This is a genomic window from Psychrobacillus sp. NPDC093180 (assembly GCF_044754065.1).
In the GTDB taxonomy this organism is placed as follows: Bacteria; Bacillota; Bacilli; order Bacillales_A; family Planococcaceae; genus Psychrobacillus.
The window spans coordinates 262,537-280,660 of sequence record NZ_JBIVOJ010000001.1 but is presented as its reverse complement, the minus strand read 5'-3'; the positions used below and the strand labels follow the sequence as shown (position 1 = coordinate 280,660).

The 18,124-nt window shown below is 35.9% G+C and carries 14 protein-coding genes and 1 other annotated feature; of the genes, 5 read left to right on the top strand and 9 right to left on the bottom strand.

What is annotated here, in order from left to right:
- Positions 1–6: 6 nt before the first annotated feature.
- From ACIP9W_RS01410 to ACIP9W_RS01390, 5 genes are all read right to left on the bottom strand, one after another.
- The gene (locus ACIP9W_RS01410) at positions 7–441 is read right to left on the bottom strand and encodes a prepilin-type N-terminal cleavage/methylation domain-containing protein (protein ID WP_400785940.1); all 435 of its coding nucleotides are present in this window, start codon (positions 439–441) and stop codon (positions 7–9) included.
- 82 nt (positions 442–523) lie between these two features.
- Positions 524–1,729, bottom strand: coding sequence for a type II secretion system F family protein (locus ACIP9W_RS01405; RefSeq protein ID WP_483880172.1), 1,206 nt, complete (start codon positions 1,727–1,729; stop codon positions 524–526).
- On the bottom strand, positions 1,729–2,769 hold the full coding sequence (locus ACIP9W_RS01400; protein ID WP_400785328.1) for a type IV pilus twitching motility protein PilT: 1,041 nt from the start codon (positions 2,767–2,769) through the stop codon (positions 1,729–1,731). Before ACIP9W_RS01400 ends, ACIP9W_RS01405 begins: the two co-directional genes overlap by 1 nt.
- A 10-nt stretch (positions 2,770–2,779) precedes the next feature.
- On the bottom strand, positions 2,780–4,444 hold the full coding sequence (locus ACIP9W_RS01395) for a GspE/PulE family protein (RefSeq protein WP_400785326.1): 1,665 nt from the start codon (positions 4,442–4,444) through the stop codon (positions 2,780–2,782).
- 28 nt (positions 4,445–4,472) lie between these two features.
- Positions 4,473–5,882 carry a VanW family protein gene (locus ACIP9W_RS01390; protein ID WP_400785324.1) on the bottom strand — a complete coding sequence of 470 codons (1,410 nt, stop codon included), beginning with the start codon at positions 5,880–5,882 and terminating at the stop codon, positions 4,473–4,475.
- Between the two features lie 261 nt (positions 5,883–6,143).
- On the opposite strand from ACIP9W_RS01390, the gene ACIP9W_RS01385 reads away from it, so the two are divergent.
- Genes ACIP9W_RS01385 through ACIP9W_RS01375 form a run of 3 tightly spaced genes read left to right on the top strand, consistent with a single transcriptional unit; the run spans position 6,144 to position 8,847 of the window.
- The gene (locus ACIP9W_RS01385; protein WP_400785322.1) at positions 6,144–6,545 is read left to right on the top strand and encodes a type IV pilus modification PilV family protein; all 402 of its coding nucleotides are present in this window, start codon (positions 6,144–6,146) and stop codon (positions 6,543–6,545) included.
- Positions 6,538–7,029: a PilW family protein gene (locus ACIP9W_RS01380; protein WP_400785320.1), complete on the top strand. Its 492-nt coding sequence runs from the start codon at positions 6,538–6,540 to the stop codon at positions 7,027–7,029. The genes ACIP9W_RS01385 and ACIP9W_RS01380 overlap by 8 nt, the downstream gene beginning before the upstream one ends.
- Positions 7,030–8,847: a hypothetical protein gene (locus tag ACIP9W_RS01375; protein WP_400785318.1), complete on the top strand. Its 1,818-nt coding sequence runs from the start codon at positions 7,030–7,032 to the stop codon at positions 8,845–8,847. It abuts the gene before it with no gap.
- Positions 8,848–8,892: 45 nt separating this feature from the next.
- On the opposite strand, the gene ACIP9W_RS01370 is transcribed toward ACIP9W_RS01375, so the two are convergent.
- Both ACIP9W_RS01370 and ACIP9W_RS01365 read right to left on the bottom strand, forming a co-directional pair.
- On the bottom strand, positions 8,893–10,596 hold the full coding sequence (locus ACIP9W_RS01370) for a sensor domain-containing diguanylate cyclase (protein ID WP_400785316.1): 1,704 nt from the start codon (positions 10,594–10,596) through the stop codon (positions 8,893–8,895).
- A gap of 98 nt (positions 10,597–10,694) precedes the next feature.
- The gene (locus ACIP9W_RS01365) at positions 10,695–11,921 is read right to left on the bottom strand and encodes a bifunctional folylpolyglutamate synthase/dihydrofolate synthase (protein ID WP_400785314.1); all 1,227 of its coding nucleotides are present in this window, start codon (positions 11,919–11,921) and stop codon (positions 10,695–10,697) included.
- 88 nt (positions 11,922–12,009) lie between these two features.
- On the opposite strand from ACIP9W_RS01365, the gene ACIP9W_RS01360 reads away from it, so the two are divergent.
- Complete coding sequence (locus ACIP9W_RS01360) at positions 12,010–12,888, top strand: ATP-grasp domain-containing protein (RefSeq protein ID WP_400785312.1); 879 nt, start codon at positions 12,010–12,012, stop codon at positions 12,886–12,888.
- On the top strand, positions 12,885–13,697 hold the full coding sequence (locus ACIP9W_RS01355; RefSeq protein WP_400785310.1) for an ATP-grasp domain-containing protein: 813 nt from the start codon (positions 12,885–12,887) through the stop codon (positions 13,695–13,697). The genes ACIP9W_RS01360 and ACIP9W_RS01355 overlap by 4 nt, the downstream gene beginning before the upstream one ends.
- 523 nt (positions 13,698–14,220) lie before the next feature.
- Here the strand turns inward: ACIP9W_RS01355 and ACIP9W_RS01350 are convergent.
- Both ACIP9W_RS01350 and ACIP9W_RS01345 read right to left on the bottom strand, forming a co-directional pair.
- Complete coding sequence (locus ACIP9W_RS01350) at positions 14,221–16,863, bottom strand: valine--tRNA ligase (RefSeq protein ID WP_400785308.1); 2,643 nt, start codon at positions 16,861–16,863, stop codon at positions 14,221–14,223.
- Positions 16,864–17,026: 163 nt separating this feature from the next.
- Positions 17,027–17,256 (bottom strand) — a binding site (T-box leader).
- A gap of 223 nt (positions 17,257–17,479) precedes the next feature.
- Positions 17,480–18,115, bottom strand: a complete 636-nt coding sequence (locus ACIP9W_RS01345; protein ID WP_400785306.1) for a hypothetical protein — start codon at positions 18,113–18,115, stop codon at positions 17,480–17,482.
- Positions 18,116–18,124: the final 9 nt, after the last annotated feature.

Genomic DNA, 18,124 nt, shown 5'->3' with positions numbered 1-18,124 from the left:
TGTATATTACTTAATTTCCTGACCTGTCTTAATGTCGCTTCCTTTAGTGATATCTGCATTTATTTTTTCCATACTTGCTGCTGTGAATGTTACGGTTTTATCACCTGAAAATTTTATAGCGCTTGTTGTAATAGTGTTTGGTTTGCCCTTAGCTATAGACACAGTATCCAAAATCTTTCCAGAGGACTCCAAGTAATTACTAGTTTTTAACTGTTGAACAGTTACTGTAGTCGCGGATGCTTCGTCTGTAAAATATAACTGTGCCGCACTCAATACATTTGTTGCATCAGCTTTTACCGCATTATATCTACTATTTTCAATAATATTTCCTATTGCTGGTACTGCAATTGCAGCTACAATTGCTAAGATTACTATTACAGCTAATAGTTCAACTAAAGTTAAACCTTTTTCATTTTTTAATAATTTTCTCATTTTTTTCATATCATTAGCTCCTTTATTTGTCATTTCATTTGGCTCTTTCATCTCATTTATCATAAATTTCACCTCCTTCAAATGGAAAATATTAAATCTGTTCATACATACTAAACATTGGTATCATAATAGCCATAACAATTGTACCTATAATAGCAGCGAGGAAAACAATCATTAAAGGTTCGATTAACGATTTTAGCGCATCTACTGTACGGTCTACATCATCCTCGTAAAAATCGGCAATTTTTTCTAGCATATAGTCAAGCGATCCTGTGGATTCTCCAATAGAAGTCATTTGCGTAACTAAAGGAGGAAAAATCCAACTCTTTGCAAGCGGGGCAGATAAAGTACTCCCTTGTTCTAAGCTTGATCGGGATTCCTTAACTACCCTAGCTACAACTGGGTTTCCAATTACTTTTTCTACAATAGTCAGCGCCTGCAATATAGGAACTGAACTACTAAATAATGAGGATAGCGTTCTTGTCATTCGAGCAATCGCTGACTTTTGCAACAGTTTTCCAAATACAGGTACTCTTAAAAGTAATAAATGGATAGAATAATTGAATTTAACATTATTTTTATAAAGGAAGTTAAATAATATAGCCACTATTAGTAAGAGGATCGCATATATATACCAAGAGGATTGGAGTGATACACTAATCCCCATAACAACCTTAGTAATTGTCGGAAGCTCCGCTCCCATATCCTCAAACATCGATACAAACTGTGGTACAATCGTAAGCATCATAAATACTGAGACCACAATCGTTAAAAATAGTAAAACAATAGGATAAGCTAATGTTGATTGAACTTTTTTCTTTAGGTTAAACTGCTTTTCATAAGAGAAAGCTAATCTCTCTAATGATTCATCCAAATTACCAGTCGCTTCTCCAGCTCGGATCATATTTACAAACAAAGCCGGAAAAACTTTTGGATTTTTAGCAGCTGCATCAGAAAATGTTAGTCCTGACCGAACATCCTCTTCAACAGCCTGCAAGCCCTTTTTTAATGGTTTACTAGATGTTTGCTCTGCTAAGATTTTAGTAGATTCTAGTATCGAAACCCCTGCTCTAATAAGCGTAGCAAATTGTCGACTATAAATAACAAAGTCCTGATTTTTTACTTTTCCGCCTAAAGCTAACTCTTTATGAAGAATGCTTTTCGACTCTTCTATTTCTCGCGGATTAATGCCTTGAGAACGAAGTCTGGTGATCGCCATCTGTTTATTAGTCGCATCCACAATACCTTTTTTCATGGCACCTCTAGAGGTCCTACCGACATATTTAAAGACAACCATTAATATTCACCAACATTCATATAAGGTCGGGCAGATTCTAGCGAAATCTTACTTGTAGAGACTAATTGCTGAATAGATGATTCTAGTGTGTGCATCCCAAGGGCCCGGCTCGTTTGCATAACATTTTGGATTTGATGTACTTTTTCGTTTCGAATAAGATTGGCTACTGATGGTGTTTGCATTAGAATTTCCGTTGCAGCTACACGACCTTTTTCATCTTTTCGGATAAACAAGCGTTGTGACACAATCCCTTGCAATACATTTGCCAACTGTATTCTTATTTGTCCTTGCTGATATGGCGGAAACACATCAATTATTCGATCGATTGTAGTAGGTGCACTACTTGTATGAAGTGTCGCCATAACTAGATGTCCAGTCTCAGCAGCTGTAATTGCAGTGGAGATGGTCTCTAAGTCTCGCATTTCCCCTACTAGAATCACATCTGGATCTTGTCGTAAAGCGGCTCTTAAGCCATTAGAAAAACTCTGCGTATCTGAACCAACTTCCCGTTGATTGATAATAGACTTTTTATGTGTGTGCACATATTCAATCGGATCTTCCAGCGTAATAATATGCTTGGATGTAGTAGAGTTGATATAGTCTATCATCGAAGCTAGTGTTGTTGATTTACCTGAACCAGTTGGACCTGTCACTAAAATAAGCCCTTGAGGTTTATCTGCAAGTGTGTAAAGTACATTTGGCATACCTAACGCTTCAATAGAAGGAATTTTAGACTCGATCATTCTAATGGCAATCGCAATATTGTTTTGTTGATGATAGGCATTGATCCGAAAACGACATAGTCCTGGCAAAGCATAACTAAAATCGATTTCTCCCTTTAACTCAAACTCTTCCATTTTAGCCGGGGATAATAACTCCTCTAGCATTCTTTTCGTATCTATTTCTTTCAATAAATGCTCTCCATAAGCTTTTAGCTTTCCATTTACGCGAAAAACCGGCGTTACTCCTACTGTTAAATGAAGATCAGAAGCCTTATCATGAAAGGTTTTTTCTAATAATTGAATGATATTCATTTCCATATAACTCACCTCAATTAACTGTAGCTACACGAAGCACTTCTTCTGTTGTCGTAAGCCCCTCTTTTACTTTTAATAATCCATCCTCTAGTAAATTTAAATATCCTGTTTCTTTCATATAATCTCTAAGATGAGCTGGACTTTTTCCGGTTAAAATTGTCTCTTTAACAACTTCGTCTACCATTAATACCTCATGAATAGCGATTCTTCCACGATATCCTGTCTTATTACAGGCTGGACAACCTTTTCCTCGTCGGACCTTTTCTACCGTCATATCGTGCTCTGCGAAGATTTCTCTTTCGCGTTCATTCGGTTCCCTATATTCTCCACAGTCTCTACATACTTTTCTTACCAAGCGTTGTGCAACTATTCCAACCAAAGAAGAAGAAAGCAAAAATGGTTCAATACCCATATCTCTTAATCTAGAAACCGATTCAACAGCACTGTTCGTGTGAAGTGTACTTAAAACTAAATGTCCTGTTAAAGAAGCTCGGACAGCAATTTGCGCAGTTTCTAAATCACGTATCTCCCCTACCATTACAATATCGGGGTCTTGACGTAAGATGGATCGAAGACCTGCAGCAAAAGTAAGATCAACTTCTTCTCTCACTTGAATCTGATTGATACCCTCCAATTGATATTCGACCGGGTCTTCTACAGTGATAATATTGACGTTTTCATTATTTAATTTATTTAAAGCGGCATATAGAGTGGAAGATTTACCGGATCCTGTTGGTCCTGTTAATAATACAATTCCATTTGGATGCTCAATCATTTTATTGAATGCTAATAAGTTTTTTTCATTAAAGCCTAATTTATTTAAATCATTTAATGCATTACCCATATCCAGAATACGCATAACTACTTTTTCTCCATAAATAGTAGGAAGTGTCGAAAGTCGGATATCGATCGCTCGCATATTCACCGTCGTTTTAATACGTCCATCTTGAGGTATTCTATTTTCCGTAATATTGAGATTACCCATAATCTTTATACGAGCCAGTATGACATTTTGCATATATTTTGGAAGTGCTCGTTCTGTTTTTAACATGCCATCTACGCGATATCTGACTTTTAGCTCCGTTTCTTGTGGATCAAAATGTATATCACTCGCTCGCTGGGCTACGCCATTTACAATAATCTGATTTACTAACCTAACGATTGGGGAATCCTCGTCTGTAATTTGATTATCATTTTCTATTTCAACTGGTGTCATATCTATCAAGGCTTGATCCATTGATTCCTGCAAATCATAGTATTTCGTAATTGTGCGATATAAATCGTCTTTCGCGGCAATACTTGTTTCTATTTGACAACCTGTAGCCATCCGTACTTCTTCGATAGCAAAATAATCCATTGGATCAGCCATCGCTATCAAAAGTCTATTTTTATTTTTCTTAAGCGGCATTACATTTGCACGTTTAGCCAATTCTTTAGGAACTAACTGTATAAGCTCCGGTTCAATAGAATATTGATTCAGATTGACATGGGGTATGCCTAGCTGGAACTCAAGCACCTCGATAAGCTGCTGTTCGGTGATTAAGTTTTCACTGATTAAATAATCACCTAATTTTTCATTTTTATTTTTATGAGACAATGCAAATTGCAGCTGTGTATTGTCTATTATTCCTGATTCAACTAGTAAATCCCCAAGTAGTTTACGAGTATTAGTTTTCACGAAGCGTCATCCTAACCATTTAATTCATTTATTTTGGTGTAATGATATTTCCTGCCTTATCATAATAGCTACCCTCTGGTAATGTATCTAAATCATCTTCTGAAGAAGTTTTTCCTGATTCTTCATCTGTATTGGTATCTTCATCAGCGCTATCATTATCTGAGCTATTGTTATCAGGGTTACCCGAATTTTTACCTGGTGTATTACTATCGGAATTACCGTTTTCCATATCTGGTAAACCATCTGCATTTAAATCGATTTCTAAATCAGGATCGACTACAGGAGTTGTTTCAGGTGTTAACGAAGATTTTAATATTATTCGATGAGTCGGCGAATAATAATCTTGACTAACAATTTCTTCATTTTCATAAGGTCCTTTTTTATCAGATATAATTCGATAAACAGTTACTTTCAATCCTGGGCTACCTTCTTGAATAAGACTTTCTTCTCCGGCTTTTAAATCAGACGAATATCGATAAATTGTTCTTGGTTTCACAACTTGAGTATCACGAACTTCATACTTACCCACCGTTTCAGCAGGAAGAGAGTATAACTCAACTAATAAGCTTGAATCCTTTAAACTCACTTTTAATACTGCAGGGTTACCCTTATTTAAAAACTTAAGATCTTTGTTCGCATTTAAGTCGATATTTGCCTCTATTCCAGGCTCTAAATATGTAGGTACTTTCCCTTGAGAATGTCGTTCTACAATTTCAAAATCCGTTTGCAATATTACGCTGTAAAGCATAGAGGCAATATAATCAACCATTTCATCGCTATATAAGCTATTTACATCTTTTGTTTTATCTAAAAAAGAAAAGACTTGGCCTTGCGGAATAACTTGTCCATTTAGTGCAGCAATAAAATCTGATAAATTTTCATTACCTACAGAGATTTCATGCAAAGAAAAAGCAATACGCTCTGAATCAAATACAGACAAATCCAAGAAAACAGCTTGAATCGGTTCCTTCGACAATACAGAAACATTCGTTTGAATATTTCCCAGTGTCTCTTCCTTATTCAATAGGGAATTTCCCTCTACTAAGTCGATTAGTTCAGCATCCATTGTAAATTGGAGAGGAATATGGACAACAGGAGTATCCTTCCAAAAAGCAAACCATGGCTTCTCTGTTTGCTTAAAATAATCATCTACTGAAGTTTCCACATCAAAAACAAACCACTCTGGATTCAAAATAATTTCAATATCTTCTTCTAGTAATTGTGTAGGAGTTTCTTTCCATTCTTCGATATTTTTATTCAATAAAGTAATTATTTCGTCTTTATCAAGCGATTCGACCTCAATCCCTCCAATGGTAGAGCCTGAATGATTATCTTCTGCTTGAACTCTTTGCTCTGGAAGATCGGCTTCGACAGACCATAAGTAAATTAGAATCGTTGATAGGATGAACAAAATGAAGACTTTCCCAAAAATTCTCATGTACATTCCACTTCCTTTAGCGAGTTATTTATGTAAATAGATTGTAAATTCCAAAATGCTAGTGCTTTCTCTCTAAAATTTTCGTACAAAAATTATAATAACTTATTAATTTCAAAATCACATATGACTATGGAACCATTTTAATAAATTGATATATTTTTTTCTTAAATAATTGAAACTTTTTCCTTATTTATATATGATGAAGCTAGTTCCATCGTATATTTTCTGTAAGAACTCTTTAAAGAAAGGGGCTCACCCTGTTTGAAAAATGAAAAAGGTTACTCTTTACTTGAAGTATTAGGCTCTCTAGTAATATTAACTATTGTACTAATCTCTTTCTTTCAGATATTTGTAAACTCAAACAAGATTGCAGCAACAAATAATGAAAAATTAGTCGTAATTTATTTAGCAGATGCAGAATTAGAGCGAGTAAAATTCAATCCATTTGAAAGATTACCTAAAGTCACCCCTGCCTCATTATCATTATACAAAGAATCAAAGACGCATATTATCTCCTTAAACGACAAAGAGTATAAGGTAAAACTAGATGCTTCTCAAACTACAAAGGAAAAAGAGTTAAAAATGTTAAACGTTTTAGTTACAGTCACTTCAGAAAACAATAAAACAAACAGCTCTGTAGAGGGGTATGTGATTTATGAATAAAAAAATTTTAGATCAAAAAGGACTTACTTTAATTGAATTACTAGCATCTCTTGTTATAACCATAACATTGTCGTTCTTTGCTTTCAATTTATTAACGCAAGGTTTAAATCATTATGAAAATATAAAATCCAGCAACACTTTAAGAGATGAGGCCGATTATTTAATGGCTGTTTTAGTGAAAGAAATATACACAACGAAAGAAACTGAAATATCTTCACACCCTGAAGCAAGTAAACCTTACTTTCTTATAACTAAATCGGGAAAAACCTTTAAAAGTGGATTTGATAACGGAAAATTATTTATCCAAAGTGTTTCAACCGGTACCGAAAATAAAAATATCAGCATATCGACAAAATCTACTATAGTAGCTGGAGAAGACGATGGCTCATACAAAATTAATCTAGTTTTAGAAAATAAGAAAAAGAATAAAGAAATGCAATTTGAAAATGAAATTAGAACCATTAATGATAAGGAGGAAAATTAGATGACTCATATTAAAAACCAAAATGGTTATACTCTTCTAATTACTATCGTTATCCTTATCTTATTTAGCATTCTAGGCCTTAGTTTACTAACTTTAACTATGGGAGGAGTATCAAAAAATGACATTCGACAAGATAATGTCCGATCTGTAGACCTATCTGAAAAAGGAATCGATCATATAACCCATCAAATAAATGCAGAGCTTACAAAAAAACTAGAGGAAAGCAGTGGTCTTACCCGTACAAATTTTATTAGCCTCCTTAATTCAACTATCAATAAGTATAAATGCACCACAGGTACTGCAGTTGTTGATCCGAATGGTAAAACAGGTGTATACAATGCTTGTATTAAAGATGTTAAGCCTACTTATGAAATAGGACAGCCCACTGTAGAAAATGATCTAAGAAAACTAATCGTCTTTGAAAGTAAAGGGACTTCCGGAAACTCGTCTAATACATTATTAACGGAAATCGAGATTGGTGCAGAATCAGCGCCTGAAACATTGAAATATGCTGTTGGCACTAATCTCAATAAAAAAGACGGACTCCAAGAAGGTGAAGGAAACTTATATATGCATGGAGGAGTTACCGTAAAAGGCGACTTCAAAGTAGATGGAAATATTATTACAAGAGATCATGGTTATGCTTATTTAGGTGGAGATCAATGGATTCCAAGTATATTACCAGAGTCTAAACCCTCCGATGGAGCGACAAGTTCAAAGTTAGTTTTGGGACAAGACTTTTATAGACTGAATTCTAACGTTAGTTATAGTAGTCATATTAATAGCAATACTCCTAAAGGGAGTAGTTATAGTAATCCCACAGATATAAAGCAATTATTTCGTACAGGTTATGCCCCAAAAATTGTTCAACGAAATCCAGTTATAAGTCCTATTGGAATAGATGACCAAAAAGCAAACTTTTATTTGAGCTCTGGAGAAAAATTTTCAACAGGCTTGTACAAAAAAATTTCAAATATCAATAAACCAAGTTCTAAGTCCATACCCACATACACTGACCGAAAGACGGAATGTATCCGCAGCGGATTCTTTGTTTGTTATGAATATAGAAATATTGATACAGAAAAAGAAGACGGATCTTTTGAAATGACAAACAATAATATATTTGGGCAGTTATCCACAATTGGTAACTTGGAGATAATTGATTCAAACACAGTTTTCAATAAGGGGCTCTATGTTGGAGGCAATCTTCAAATTGGTAATAATAATAATACAGATGATCCCAATAATTATTCACCCGTAACTTTAGATGGACCTATTTACGTCAAAGGAGACGTAAATATTCAAGGAGCTAATTTAAGAAGTAATGTTTTGCTATACGTAGAAGGTGATGTAAATATAAAATATTCAACTATTAACGGCAAAACCTTAAAGGATGGAAAACAAGGGTCACTCATTATTTTCTCTAAAGGAGAAATAAAAATTTCAAATAACTCTGTAAACCAAGATACACCTAGTATAATTAAAGGTTTCTTTTATTCAGAGAAGGATTTAGAGATATACGGAGTAGGATCTAATATTAGTATTGAAGGAGGAATATCTGCAAGAAGAATAGTTTTAAATGCTATACGAGGTAGAGCAAGTGACAATTCATTCCCAGGAGCAAAAAATATAGTTTGGTGGAATGGCAGGAAATACGTATATGATTACTTCGAAGGTGTATCTGGCCAAGCTAGTAGAAATTCACGGCTTCAAATCATCTACGATCAAGAAATTATAGAAACATTTTCTAATCTAAAACAACAAGAGCCGATCATTTATAAAGTAGAACCTCCTCTTATAAAAGAACGAAAACTTTAACTAAAAAAACTCACGGTTCAATTTAATTGAACTGTGAGTTTCTTATTACCTAACATACTCCGCAACTCGATTCCTACCCGCCTGCTTGGCACCCGTATACAACGCACGATCCGCATTTCGAAGAAGCGACATGCCTTCATCGCTATCTTCAGGTGCAGTGGAAACTCCAATACTTGCTGTGATGAAAATGATTTGCTCACCAGCCGTTTGGTCTAAATCCGATTGGACAATGAAAGGTGTTTGTTCTATTTTTAGACGAAGCTGTTCGGCGACATGGAATGCTTCTGTTTTCGTATAATTTGGAAGTAAGATGACAAATTCTTCTCCACCATATCTTGCAACCGTACCGCTACTACCTATTTCCCTTTTTATAATTTGGGCAAATTCTTTTAATATGAGATTTCCGCTATGATGGCCAAACGTATCATTGACAGCCTTGAATTTATCGATATCCATCATGATGAGTGACAAGCTACTATGCTGACCGAGCGATAATTTTTCCATATCTGATTCTAATTGCCTATCTAGGTATCGGTAATTATGCAATTTCGTTAATTCACAACGTTCACTTTTAGCTAGTGCAGCTCTTACATATTTAGCCTTTTCTACTGAAACGGCAAAATAAGAACAGAGTAAATGAACGATTTTAAGTTGATATGCTTCAAACGAGTATTTGTTGCGAGATGCTAAGACTAAGACACCCTCTATTTTTTTATTGCGATAAACTGGCACACACATAACACTCTGCATCTCTAAACTTAGAAATGGAGGTTTTATGTGAATCCATTCACTTTGCTTATTATACAAGGTAGGAACCCCTTTTTCATAAACAATTCCTGCAAGGCTCTGTTCCAGCTCTTCATGAGCAAAATGTAGGTCTTTGTTTTCTCCATCTTCAATTGCTCGTAAAATTTCAAAGCTTCCATATAAATCATCCACTATATAAGCAGCATCTATCGGGAACATATTAGCAATTCTTTCGATGAACATATCGATAATCTCTTTACTGGTCATCCGCTCCGCTAATTCATGTCCAAATTCACTGGCTTTGTTCAAATCACTATTCACTTTTTCCGAATCGCTATAAAGCCTTATTAATAGCGTGATTAATATAAAGGGGATTCCAAGCAGTGCAAATGCACTTGTCCCTACATAGCTTTGAAGAAAATATAAGCTTAAGCCAAAAGGCAAAGTCATCAGTAATCCTATTAGATCCCACCCAAAATCTTTCGTGAAAAATTTTGGCTTAAGACCTGTAAGTACATCACGTACATACAAAAATAAATGATTAAACAGAACATATATAGAAGCATAAATAGAACCGTAAATTAATACATCCTTCACTACTAGCGAGCCTAATTCAAATCCGAGAACATGAGTCATAGTCCCACATAGAATAGAAACTAAAAAAAACATAAAGGAACTATATACAATCCGGTACGCATTCTCTCGATTCGTTTTCATATGATAAGCAATTGGTATTAAAAATAATTGCATAACTAGCAATTCTGCAAATATACCATAATTCAAAAAAACTACTAACGTAACCCACTGCACAAGAAACATAGTAGTTCCAGAAATAAAAAAAGGAAAAATGGTCGTTAGTAATCCCAAAACGATTAATAAAGACAAAGTCCCCCAATCGATTTGCCGTATAGGTGCGTATTCAAAAGCTAAATATGTCCCAAGAGGCACCACTAATAGCCATAAAAAATAAATATTCTTTTTTGCCTTATCCGAAATATTCATAGAACTATTTTCCACCTCATTAGTATATTTTAACTAATTCAAATAGCACATCTACTACTTGCATATTATTGTACCACGGAATTTATAGAATTTTTAAATTACCAATTAACTATTTTTGCTCTTATTTCTGTAAGGAAATATAGAGAACCTGTGACAATAGTTATATCTGAATTATCTTTATTTTTAAAATGCATTTTACTTATATCTTTAGTAATACATTTTTCACTATGTAGACTGTGGCTGTATAAAATGTTACCCGGAAGTGCCCGTTCATGATGAAAGTCCATAAACTGAAATGAAGCGGCAACTTCCTCTAATTTTCTTAGCATGTATATATAATCTTTGTCTTTCAAGATGCCAACGATAAAGTGGACATTTTTGTTCGGAAATACATCTTTAATTGTTTCTACTAATGCATCTATACTTGCCTCGTTATGTGCACCATCAAAATAGATGTCTTCTTCTATTCTTTCCATTCTACCCAGTAAGCTAGCTTTTTTTACCGCTTGTTGAACAATGCTTTCCTTTAAAGGGACATCACTTTCTATTAGTGCTGTGATTGCTAATGCCATATTCGATAATTGATGTTTACCTAACATTTGAGGTTGTAAATCATTGAAAGTAGTCTTGCCAAATGTATACGTATTTTCTTGTACAGAAAAGTTTTTTCCAAGCTCCAACATACTTGCGTTTTGTTCTCTAGCAACTTCCTGAACAATATTTTTTGCACCTTCTGGAAGTTCACCTATTATTAATTTGCTGTTCGGTTTTATAATTCCTGCTTTATGCCAACTTATTTGTTCAATTGTATCTCCTAAGAAATTCGTATGATCGATGGATATGCTCGGAATTACGGCGATAGATTGTTCCATAACATTGGTACTGTCGAGTCTCCCTCCCATGCCCGTCTCGATAAAAACTAAATCTAGTGGGATTTGTTCAAAAACAAGAAATGCAGCGACAGTTAATAATTCAAAATCAGTTAACATGCCACTTATCTCCGCCATTTGCATTTTTTTAAATGCCTCATCCATCTGTTGCTCCGTTACGTTTTGCCCGTTTAGCTGAATTTGATCATGCACATCCACGATACTTGGTGAATTAAAGCTTCCATAAGTCAGATCATGTTCTTTTGCAAGTCCACTTAAAAAGGCAATGGTTGATCCTTTACCATTTGTACCAGCCACATGGATAACACGGTGCTTATTTTGTGGATTTCCGAGTTTTTTTAATGCTTTTTGTATGGATGCAAGCCCTGGTTTTATCACTGTTTCACTCTCTATATCCCACTTTTTTTTGTATATATTAAAATTTGTTATTTCCACGTACATTACCCTACTTTCGTCTTTGTTCTTTTCGTGCTAAACTTCTTATGAACACCATTATAACACGCAATCGAAGGGGTCTTTCATTATGCAAACATGTTGGATTGTATACAACGGTAGTCTTACTCATGATAAATTTATCGAACAAGCGCTCCTCCTTCAAGAAGCTGCTGAAAAACAAGGAATCCAAGCAATATTAGTGAAGAACTATGAGCTGCTTATTAATGTCCAGGAATACTTATCAATGAGACCAGATTTTGTCGTCTTTCTTGATAAAGATATATTACTGGCCAAATATTTGAAAAACCAAGGCATTCCTGTTTTTAATGATCCGAATGTCATTGAAATTTGTGACAATAAAGCGCAGCAATATCTCGCTTTAGCCCAAGCATTAGTGCCAATGCCCTTAACAATTATCGCACCGAAAGTGTATCCCGAATTTTCGATTGTGCATACAGGTTATTATGAACAAGTGATAGAAAAATTAAAGCTTCCTATGATTATAAAAGAAGCACACGGATCATTTGGAATGCGTGTCTATTTAATCGAAACTAGAGAGCAATTTTACGAGAAAGTGGAAGAACTTAGAGGAATCGAGTACGTATTCCAACAATTTATCGAGAACAGTCGTGGACGAGATATACGCGTGAATGTTGTCGGCGGAGAAGTTGTTGCTTGCATGCATCGCCAATCTGAAACAGATTTCCGTGCTAACATAACAAACGGCGGAACTGCCTCTTCTATTATTTTGACGGAAAGACAAAAAGAAGTAGCCATTCAAGCTGCTGCTGCATTAAACGCAGAATTTGCGGGAGTAGATTTATTATTTGGCGACGATGAAGAGCCATTAGTATGTGAAGTAAACGGCGTTGCCCATATTCGCAATCTATATAATGTGACCGGTATTAATGTAGGAGATTATATGATTAGTTATATACTTTCGAAAGTTGGCGCAGTTACGATATGAACGGCTTATTGATATATGAATTAAAAGAAATCGAGCGAAATAGAAGTTTTATAGATCGACTAATAACGGCTGCTAAGAGCCATGGAATCACTCTAACCGTTATAGATGATCAAAATCCAGCGATTCCGGAAACTGATTTCATCTTTTTTAGAGCTAGAAATCCAAAGCTTGCTAAGAAATTAGAACAACGTGGGATCCCAATGTTTAATCGGGCAGAAGTTAACCTGATAGCTAACGATAAATTAAAAGCCATTCAGCTCGTCCAGCTTCTAGGAATAGCCACTGTCCCAACAAAGAGAATACACAGTATTTCCGAAATCAACGAATACCCAACTGTGTTAAAAACGGTTGATGGATATGGTGGAACACAAGTAGAGCTTAGTCAAACAAAAGAAGATGCGCTACACTTCCTAGAAAAACACAAATCCCAAACAATCATCGCACAAACATATATCGAAACAAACGCAACAGATGTACGCGTATTTATGTTAGGCGATGAAGTTGTTGGTGCTGTGAAACGCATAGGTGCTGAAAATAGCTTCAAATCTAACTTCACACTTGGCGGTACAGTCGAAAAATATATACTAAATAGTGAACAAGCTGCAGATGTTCAAAAAATCGCTAAAGCATTGAAAAGTGATTACATCGGAATAGACTTTCTTTTGTTACCAGATGGAACTTGGCTATTCAATGAAATCGAAGATCCGGTTGGAGCAAGGTCCTATTTCGCAACAACTGGTGAGGACATTGCTTTACCGATTATGAATCATATAAATAAAAAAATAACTGAAAAAGAGCGCGCCAATTGATAATTGGCTGCTCTCTTTTTTACCAGAAATATGGATTTTACAACTAAATGCGCAATTTTTACAACTAAACCATCCAAAATTCCAACTAAAACCTCTTTTATTACAACTAAACTCGATTCCCTATCTAAAGAAGAATCTAGCCGGTTAATAAGTGGCTGTACTCATTTTAACGTGCGATCTTTTTTACTAGAAATATGGATTTTACAACTAAATGCGCTATTTTTACAACTAAATCATCCAAAATTCCAACTAAACCTCTAAATTTTCCAACTAATACCCCTTTTATTACAACTAAACTCGATTCCCTATCTAAAGTAGATTCTAGCCGGTTAATAAGTGGCTGTACTCATTTTAACGCGCGCTCTTTTTTACCAGAAATATGGATATTACAACTAAACACGCCATTTTTACAACTAAATCATCCAAAATTCCAACTAAACCTCAAAATTTTCCAACTAAAACCCCAAAAATTCCAACTAAAAAGAGTGAGCGGACATTTTTTAAGCCCACTCACTCTTTTTTCTTAAAGATTTTTCAATTCTTCTAAACGCTTTAACACAGTTGCGTGTTTTTCTAAATAATCTTGTTCTTTTGCACGTTCTTCGGCAACAACTGCTTCTGGTGCTTTGGATACGAAGCGTTCATTGGATAGTTTTCCTTGAACTAGCTTCACTTCTTTTGCCCATTTTTCTAATTCTTTTTCTAGACGAGCTTTTTCTGCATCGATATCGATTAATCCTTGGAGTGGTAGGTATAAAACTGCACCAGTTACAACAGCAGACATCGATTGACCAGGTGCTTCTAGATCTTGCCCGATTACAAGCGGCTCTGGGTTACAGAAGCGCTCTAAATATTTTGCGTTTGCTTCTAGTACTGCTAGTGTATCTGCATCTTTTGCCGAAATGTATAACGGCACTTTTTTGCTCATTGGCGTTTGTACTTCTGAGCGGATATTACGGACTGCACGAATAATTTCTGCAAGTAACTTCATGCTAGCTGCTTCTTCTTTATTGGAAAGGGCTTCGTTTACAGTCGGCCAAGCTGCTAATGTAATAGACTCCCCTTCGTGCGGTAGGTTTTGCCAAATTTCTTCTGTGATAAATGGCATGAATGGGTGAAGAAGTCTCATTGTATTATCTAAAACATATGCTAATACAGAGCGAGTCATTTTCTTCGCTTCTTCATCGTCTCCATTTAGTGGGAGTTTAGACATTTCAATATACCAGTCACAGAAATCATCCCAGATGAAGTTATATAGCGCACGCCCTACTTCACCGAATTCATATCTGTCTGAAAGTCTTGTTACTTGCTCGATCGTTTCGTTTAGACGTGTTAAAATCCATGCATCGGCAACTGATTTTTTGCCATCTAGATTGATTTCTTCAAATTTCAAACCGTCCATATTCATCAATGCAAAGCGAGATGCATTCCAGATTTTATTGGCAAAGTTCCAAACTGCTTCTACTTTTTCTGTAGAATAGCGTAAATCTTGGCCTGGAGATGAACCTGTGCTTAAGAAATAACGTAGGGAATCGGCACCGTATTGGTCGATTACGTCCATTGGATCTATACCGTTACCAAGCGATTTAGACATTTTTCGTCCATCTTCTGCACGAACAAGTCCGTGGATTAAAACGTCATCAAATGGACGAGTTCCTGTAAATTCAACCCCTTGGAAAATCATACGAGAAACCCAGAAGAATATAATATCATAACCGGTTACAAGTGCATTCGTTGGATAGTACTTTTTAAACTCTTCATTTTCAGCGTCCGGCCAGCCAAGTGTTGAGAATGGCCATAGTGCAGAGGAGAACCAAGTATCTAGCACGTCTTCGTCTTGATCCCAGTTTTCCGCGTCAAGAGGAGCTTCGTGTCCAACATACACTTCGCCTGTTTCTTTATGATACCAAGCTGGAATTCGATGACCCCACCATAATTGACGAGAGATACACCAATCATGAATATTTTCCATCCAATTTAAATATGTTTTTTCAAAGCGGTCAGGTACGAAGTTTACTTTTTCTTCCGCTTGTTGTAACTTAACTGCTTCTTCAGCAAGCGGCTGCATTTTAACGAACCATTGTAAGGATAAATACGGCTCTACAACTGCTCCACTACGCTCTGAATGCCCAACTGAGTGAAGATGTTCTTCAATTTTGAATAAAACACCCGCATCTTGTAGATCTTTGACGATTTGCTTGCGGCAATCAAAACGATCCATTCCGTCATAAGATACTGCGTTTTTGTTCATCGTACCGTCTTCATTCATAACTAAAATACGTTCTAAATTATGTCGATTTCCAATTTCAAAGTCATTCGGATCGTGTGCAGGTGTAATTTTCACTGCTCCACTACCAAATTCCATATCAACATAGTCGTCTCCAACGATTGGAATTTCACGGCCAACAATAGGTAGCTTAACTGTTTTACCGATTAAATGTTTATAGCGTTCATCTTCAGGATGTACAGCAACTGCAGTATCACCAAGCATTGTTTCTGGTCTCGTTGTCGCAACATCGATGGAACCAGTACCATCCGTTAGGGGGTAATGCATATGATAGAATGCACCCTGTACATCTTTATGAATTACTTCGATATCAGATAGTGCCGTTTTTGTTGCAGGATCCCAGTTAATAATGTATTCACCACGGTAAATTAGTCCTTTATTGTACAGCTTAACGAAAACTTCTTTTACAGCATTCGATAAACCTTCGTCTAATGTGAAACGCTCACGTGAATAGTCTAGACCAAGTCCGAGCTTTGCCCATTGCGAACGAATATGACCAGCATATTCTTCTTTCCATTTCCATGTTTCTTCGACGAACTTTTCTCGACCTAAATCATAGCGAGAAATATTTTCTGAACGCAGTTTTTCTTCTACTTTTGCTTGTGTAGCAATACCTGCGTGGTCCATTCCTGGTAACCAAAGTGTATCGTACCCTTGCATACGTTTCATACGTGTCAGAATATCTTGTAGAGTAGTGTCCCAAGCGTGGCCTAAATGTAATTTTCCAGTTACGTTTGGTGGTGGAATTACGATTGTATACGGTTTTTTGTCACTTTCCGGGTGTGCTTCGAAGAATTTTCCTTCTAGCCACCACTCATATCGACCTTTTTCAATCGACTGAGGATCGTACTTTGTTGGCATCGTCGCTTCATTTGTCATCTGTTGTTCCTCCTAAAAAAATTATATCAATTACGCCTCGGCGTAATTGCGTCCAGATTTTGAATCGAGCAAGCTCGATTAACTCCTTTAAAATCTGTGACATCCGCCGGAGGCTTTATTTGCATTCAACCGATGAATGCAAATAAAAAAACTCCATTCGTCATTAAAGGACGAAGGAGTTTGTTCGCGGTACCACCTTTATTCGCAGATGCCAAAAAAATGCGCATCACGCTCTCAATTCGATAACGGCTTCAAACCGGCATTTGCTACTATTAGTTCACAAAGGCTGCTCATGGGCTACCTTCAAATGGTAGTTAACAGAAACATTTCAGCAAGTTGTTTCCTTTCTTTTGATAACCAAGTCATTTTACTCTTCCCATTCATTGCATCAATATTTAGATGTCAATATTGTACCTAATCTTATCATATGTCGTCAAGTCAAGTCTCGTGAAAGGAGAATATTATGAAAAGAAAAGGCTATAACCCTTATTTGTTACCTGATTGGTTACGTAAAACGCGGTTTTATTGCAAAGGTTTCATTATTCCTATTTGTGGTTTTCAGCTAATACGTGTATTAATTGTACCTACCACTTGGGATTTTCTATTACTTGTTTTGTTACTCCTCATCTGTTTTCTGTTTTACAGAGACATAATTTGATGGATAGGAAACCTTGGAGTAACCATCGGCTAAATCTAAAATGAATTGAAGTTCAGACTCTTCTCTTGTTGTGTTTTCGTTTTCTTTCGTGTCTTCTGTATTTTTTTCTTTAACATCTTTTTCTTCCAGAATAGGTTCCAATTCTATTTTCTTTTCGATCTCAATTTCGATCTCTACTGCTTCCTCATTGGGACCTTCAAATTCGCAATTAACAGACCATGCAATTTCAATTGCTGCATGCTCTGTGGTTTTCGCATTCACATGTTGAACATTCAAAGTAGGTGAACTGCCTGCCCGAATTTTTTCTTTTGGAATATCTATACTCATCGGTACAGCATATTCAAAATAACCGACTTCGCCTTGTACATCTAAATCTTCAATTTCTGTAATTTCACTTGTTGCATGATGGGCATGTTCACCTTCTTCGAACTCAACATGACAGGTAATATGATAGATCCCCACTATTTGGATCGATTCTTCTGTTTCTTGTTGTTCAAATTGTGGAGTAACTGCCACCGTTCTTATATCTTTTGGCACACCGAAGCTTGCAGGAAAAAGAAACTGTTCTTTTACATCCCAATTTTTCACTTCCATTTGTCATCC

Coding starts and splice junctions, on each gene's coding strand:
- ACIP9W_RS01410 (WP_400785940.1), bottom strand. CDS start 441: ATGAAAAAAATGAGAAAATTATTAAAAAATGAAAAAGGTTTAACTTTA.
- ACIP9W_RS01405 (WP_483880172.1), bottom strand. CDS start 1,729: ATGGTTGTCTTTAAATATGTCGGTAGGACCTCTAGAGGTGCCATGAAA.
- ACIP9W_RS01400 (WP_400785328.1), bottom strand. CDS start 2,769: ATGGAAATGAATATCATTCAATTATTAGAAAAAACCTTTCATGATAAG.
- ACIP9W_RS01390 (WP_400785324.1), bottom strand. CDS start 5,882: ATGAGAATTTTTGGGAAAGTCTTCATTTTGTTCATCCTATCAACGATT.
- ACIP9W_RS01380 (WP_400785320.1), top strand. CDS start 6,538: ATGAATAAAAAAATTTTAGATCAAAAAGGACTTACTTTAATTGAATTA.
- ACIP9W_RS01375 (WP_400785318.1), top strand. CDS start 7,030: ATGACTCATATTAAAAACCAAAATGGTTATACTCTTCTAATTACTATC.
- ACIP9W_RS01370 (WP_400785316.1), bottom strand. CDS start 10,596: ATGAATATTTCGGATAAGGCAAAAAAGAATATTTATTTTTTATGGCTA.
- ACIP9W_RS01360 (WP_400785312.1), top strand. CDS start 12,010: ATGCAAACATGTTGGATTGTATACAACGGTAGTCTTACTCATGATAAA.
- ACIP9W_RS01355 (WP_400785310.1), top strand. CDS start 12,885: ATGAACGGCTTATTGATATATGAATTAAAAGAAATCGAGCGAAATAGA.
- ACIP9W_RS01350 (WP_400785308.1), bottom strand. CDS start 16,863: ATGACAAATGAAGCGACGATGCCAACAAAGTACGATCCTCAGTCGATT.
- ACIP9W_RS01345 (WP_400785306.1), bottom strand. CDS start 18,115: ATGGAAGTGAAAAATTGGGATGTAAAAGAACAGTTTCTTTTTCCTGCA.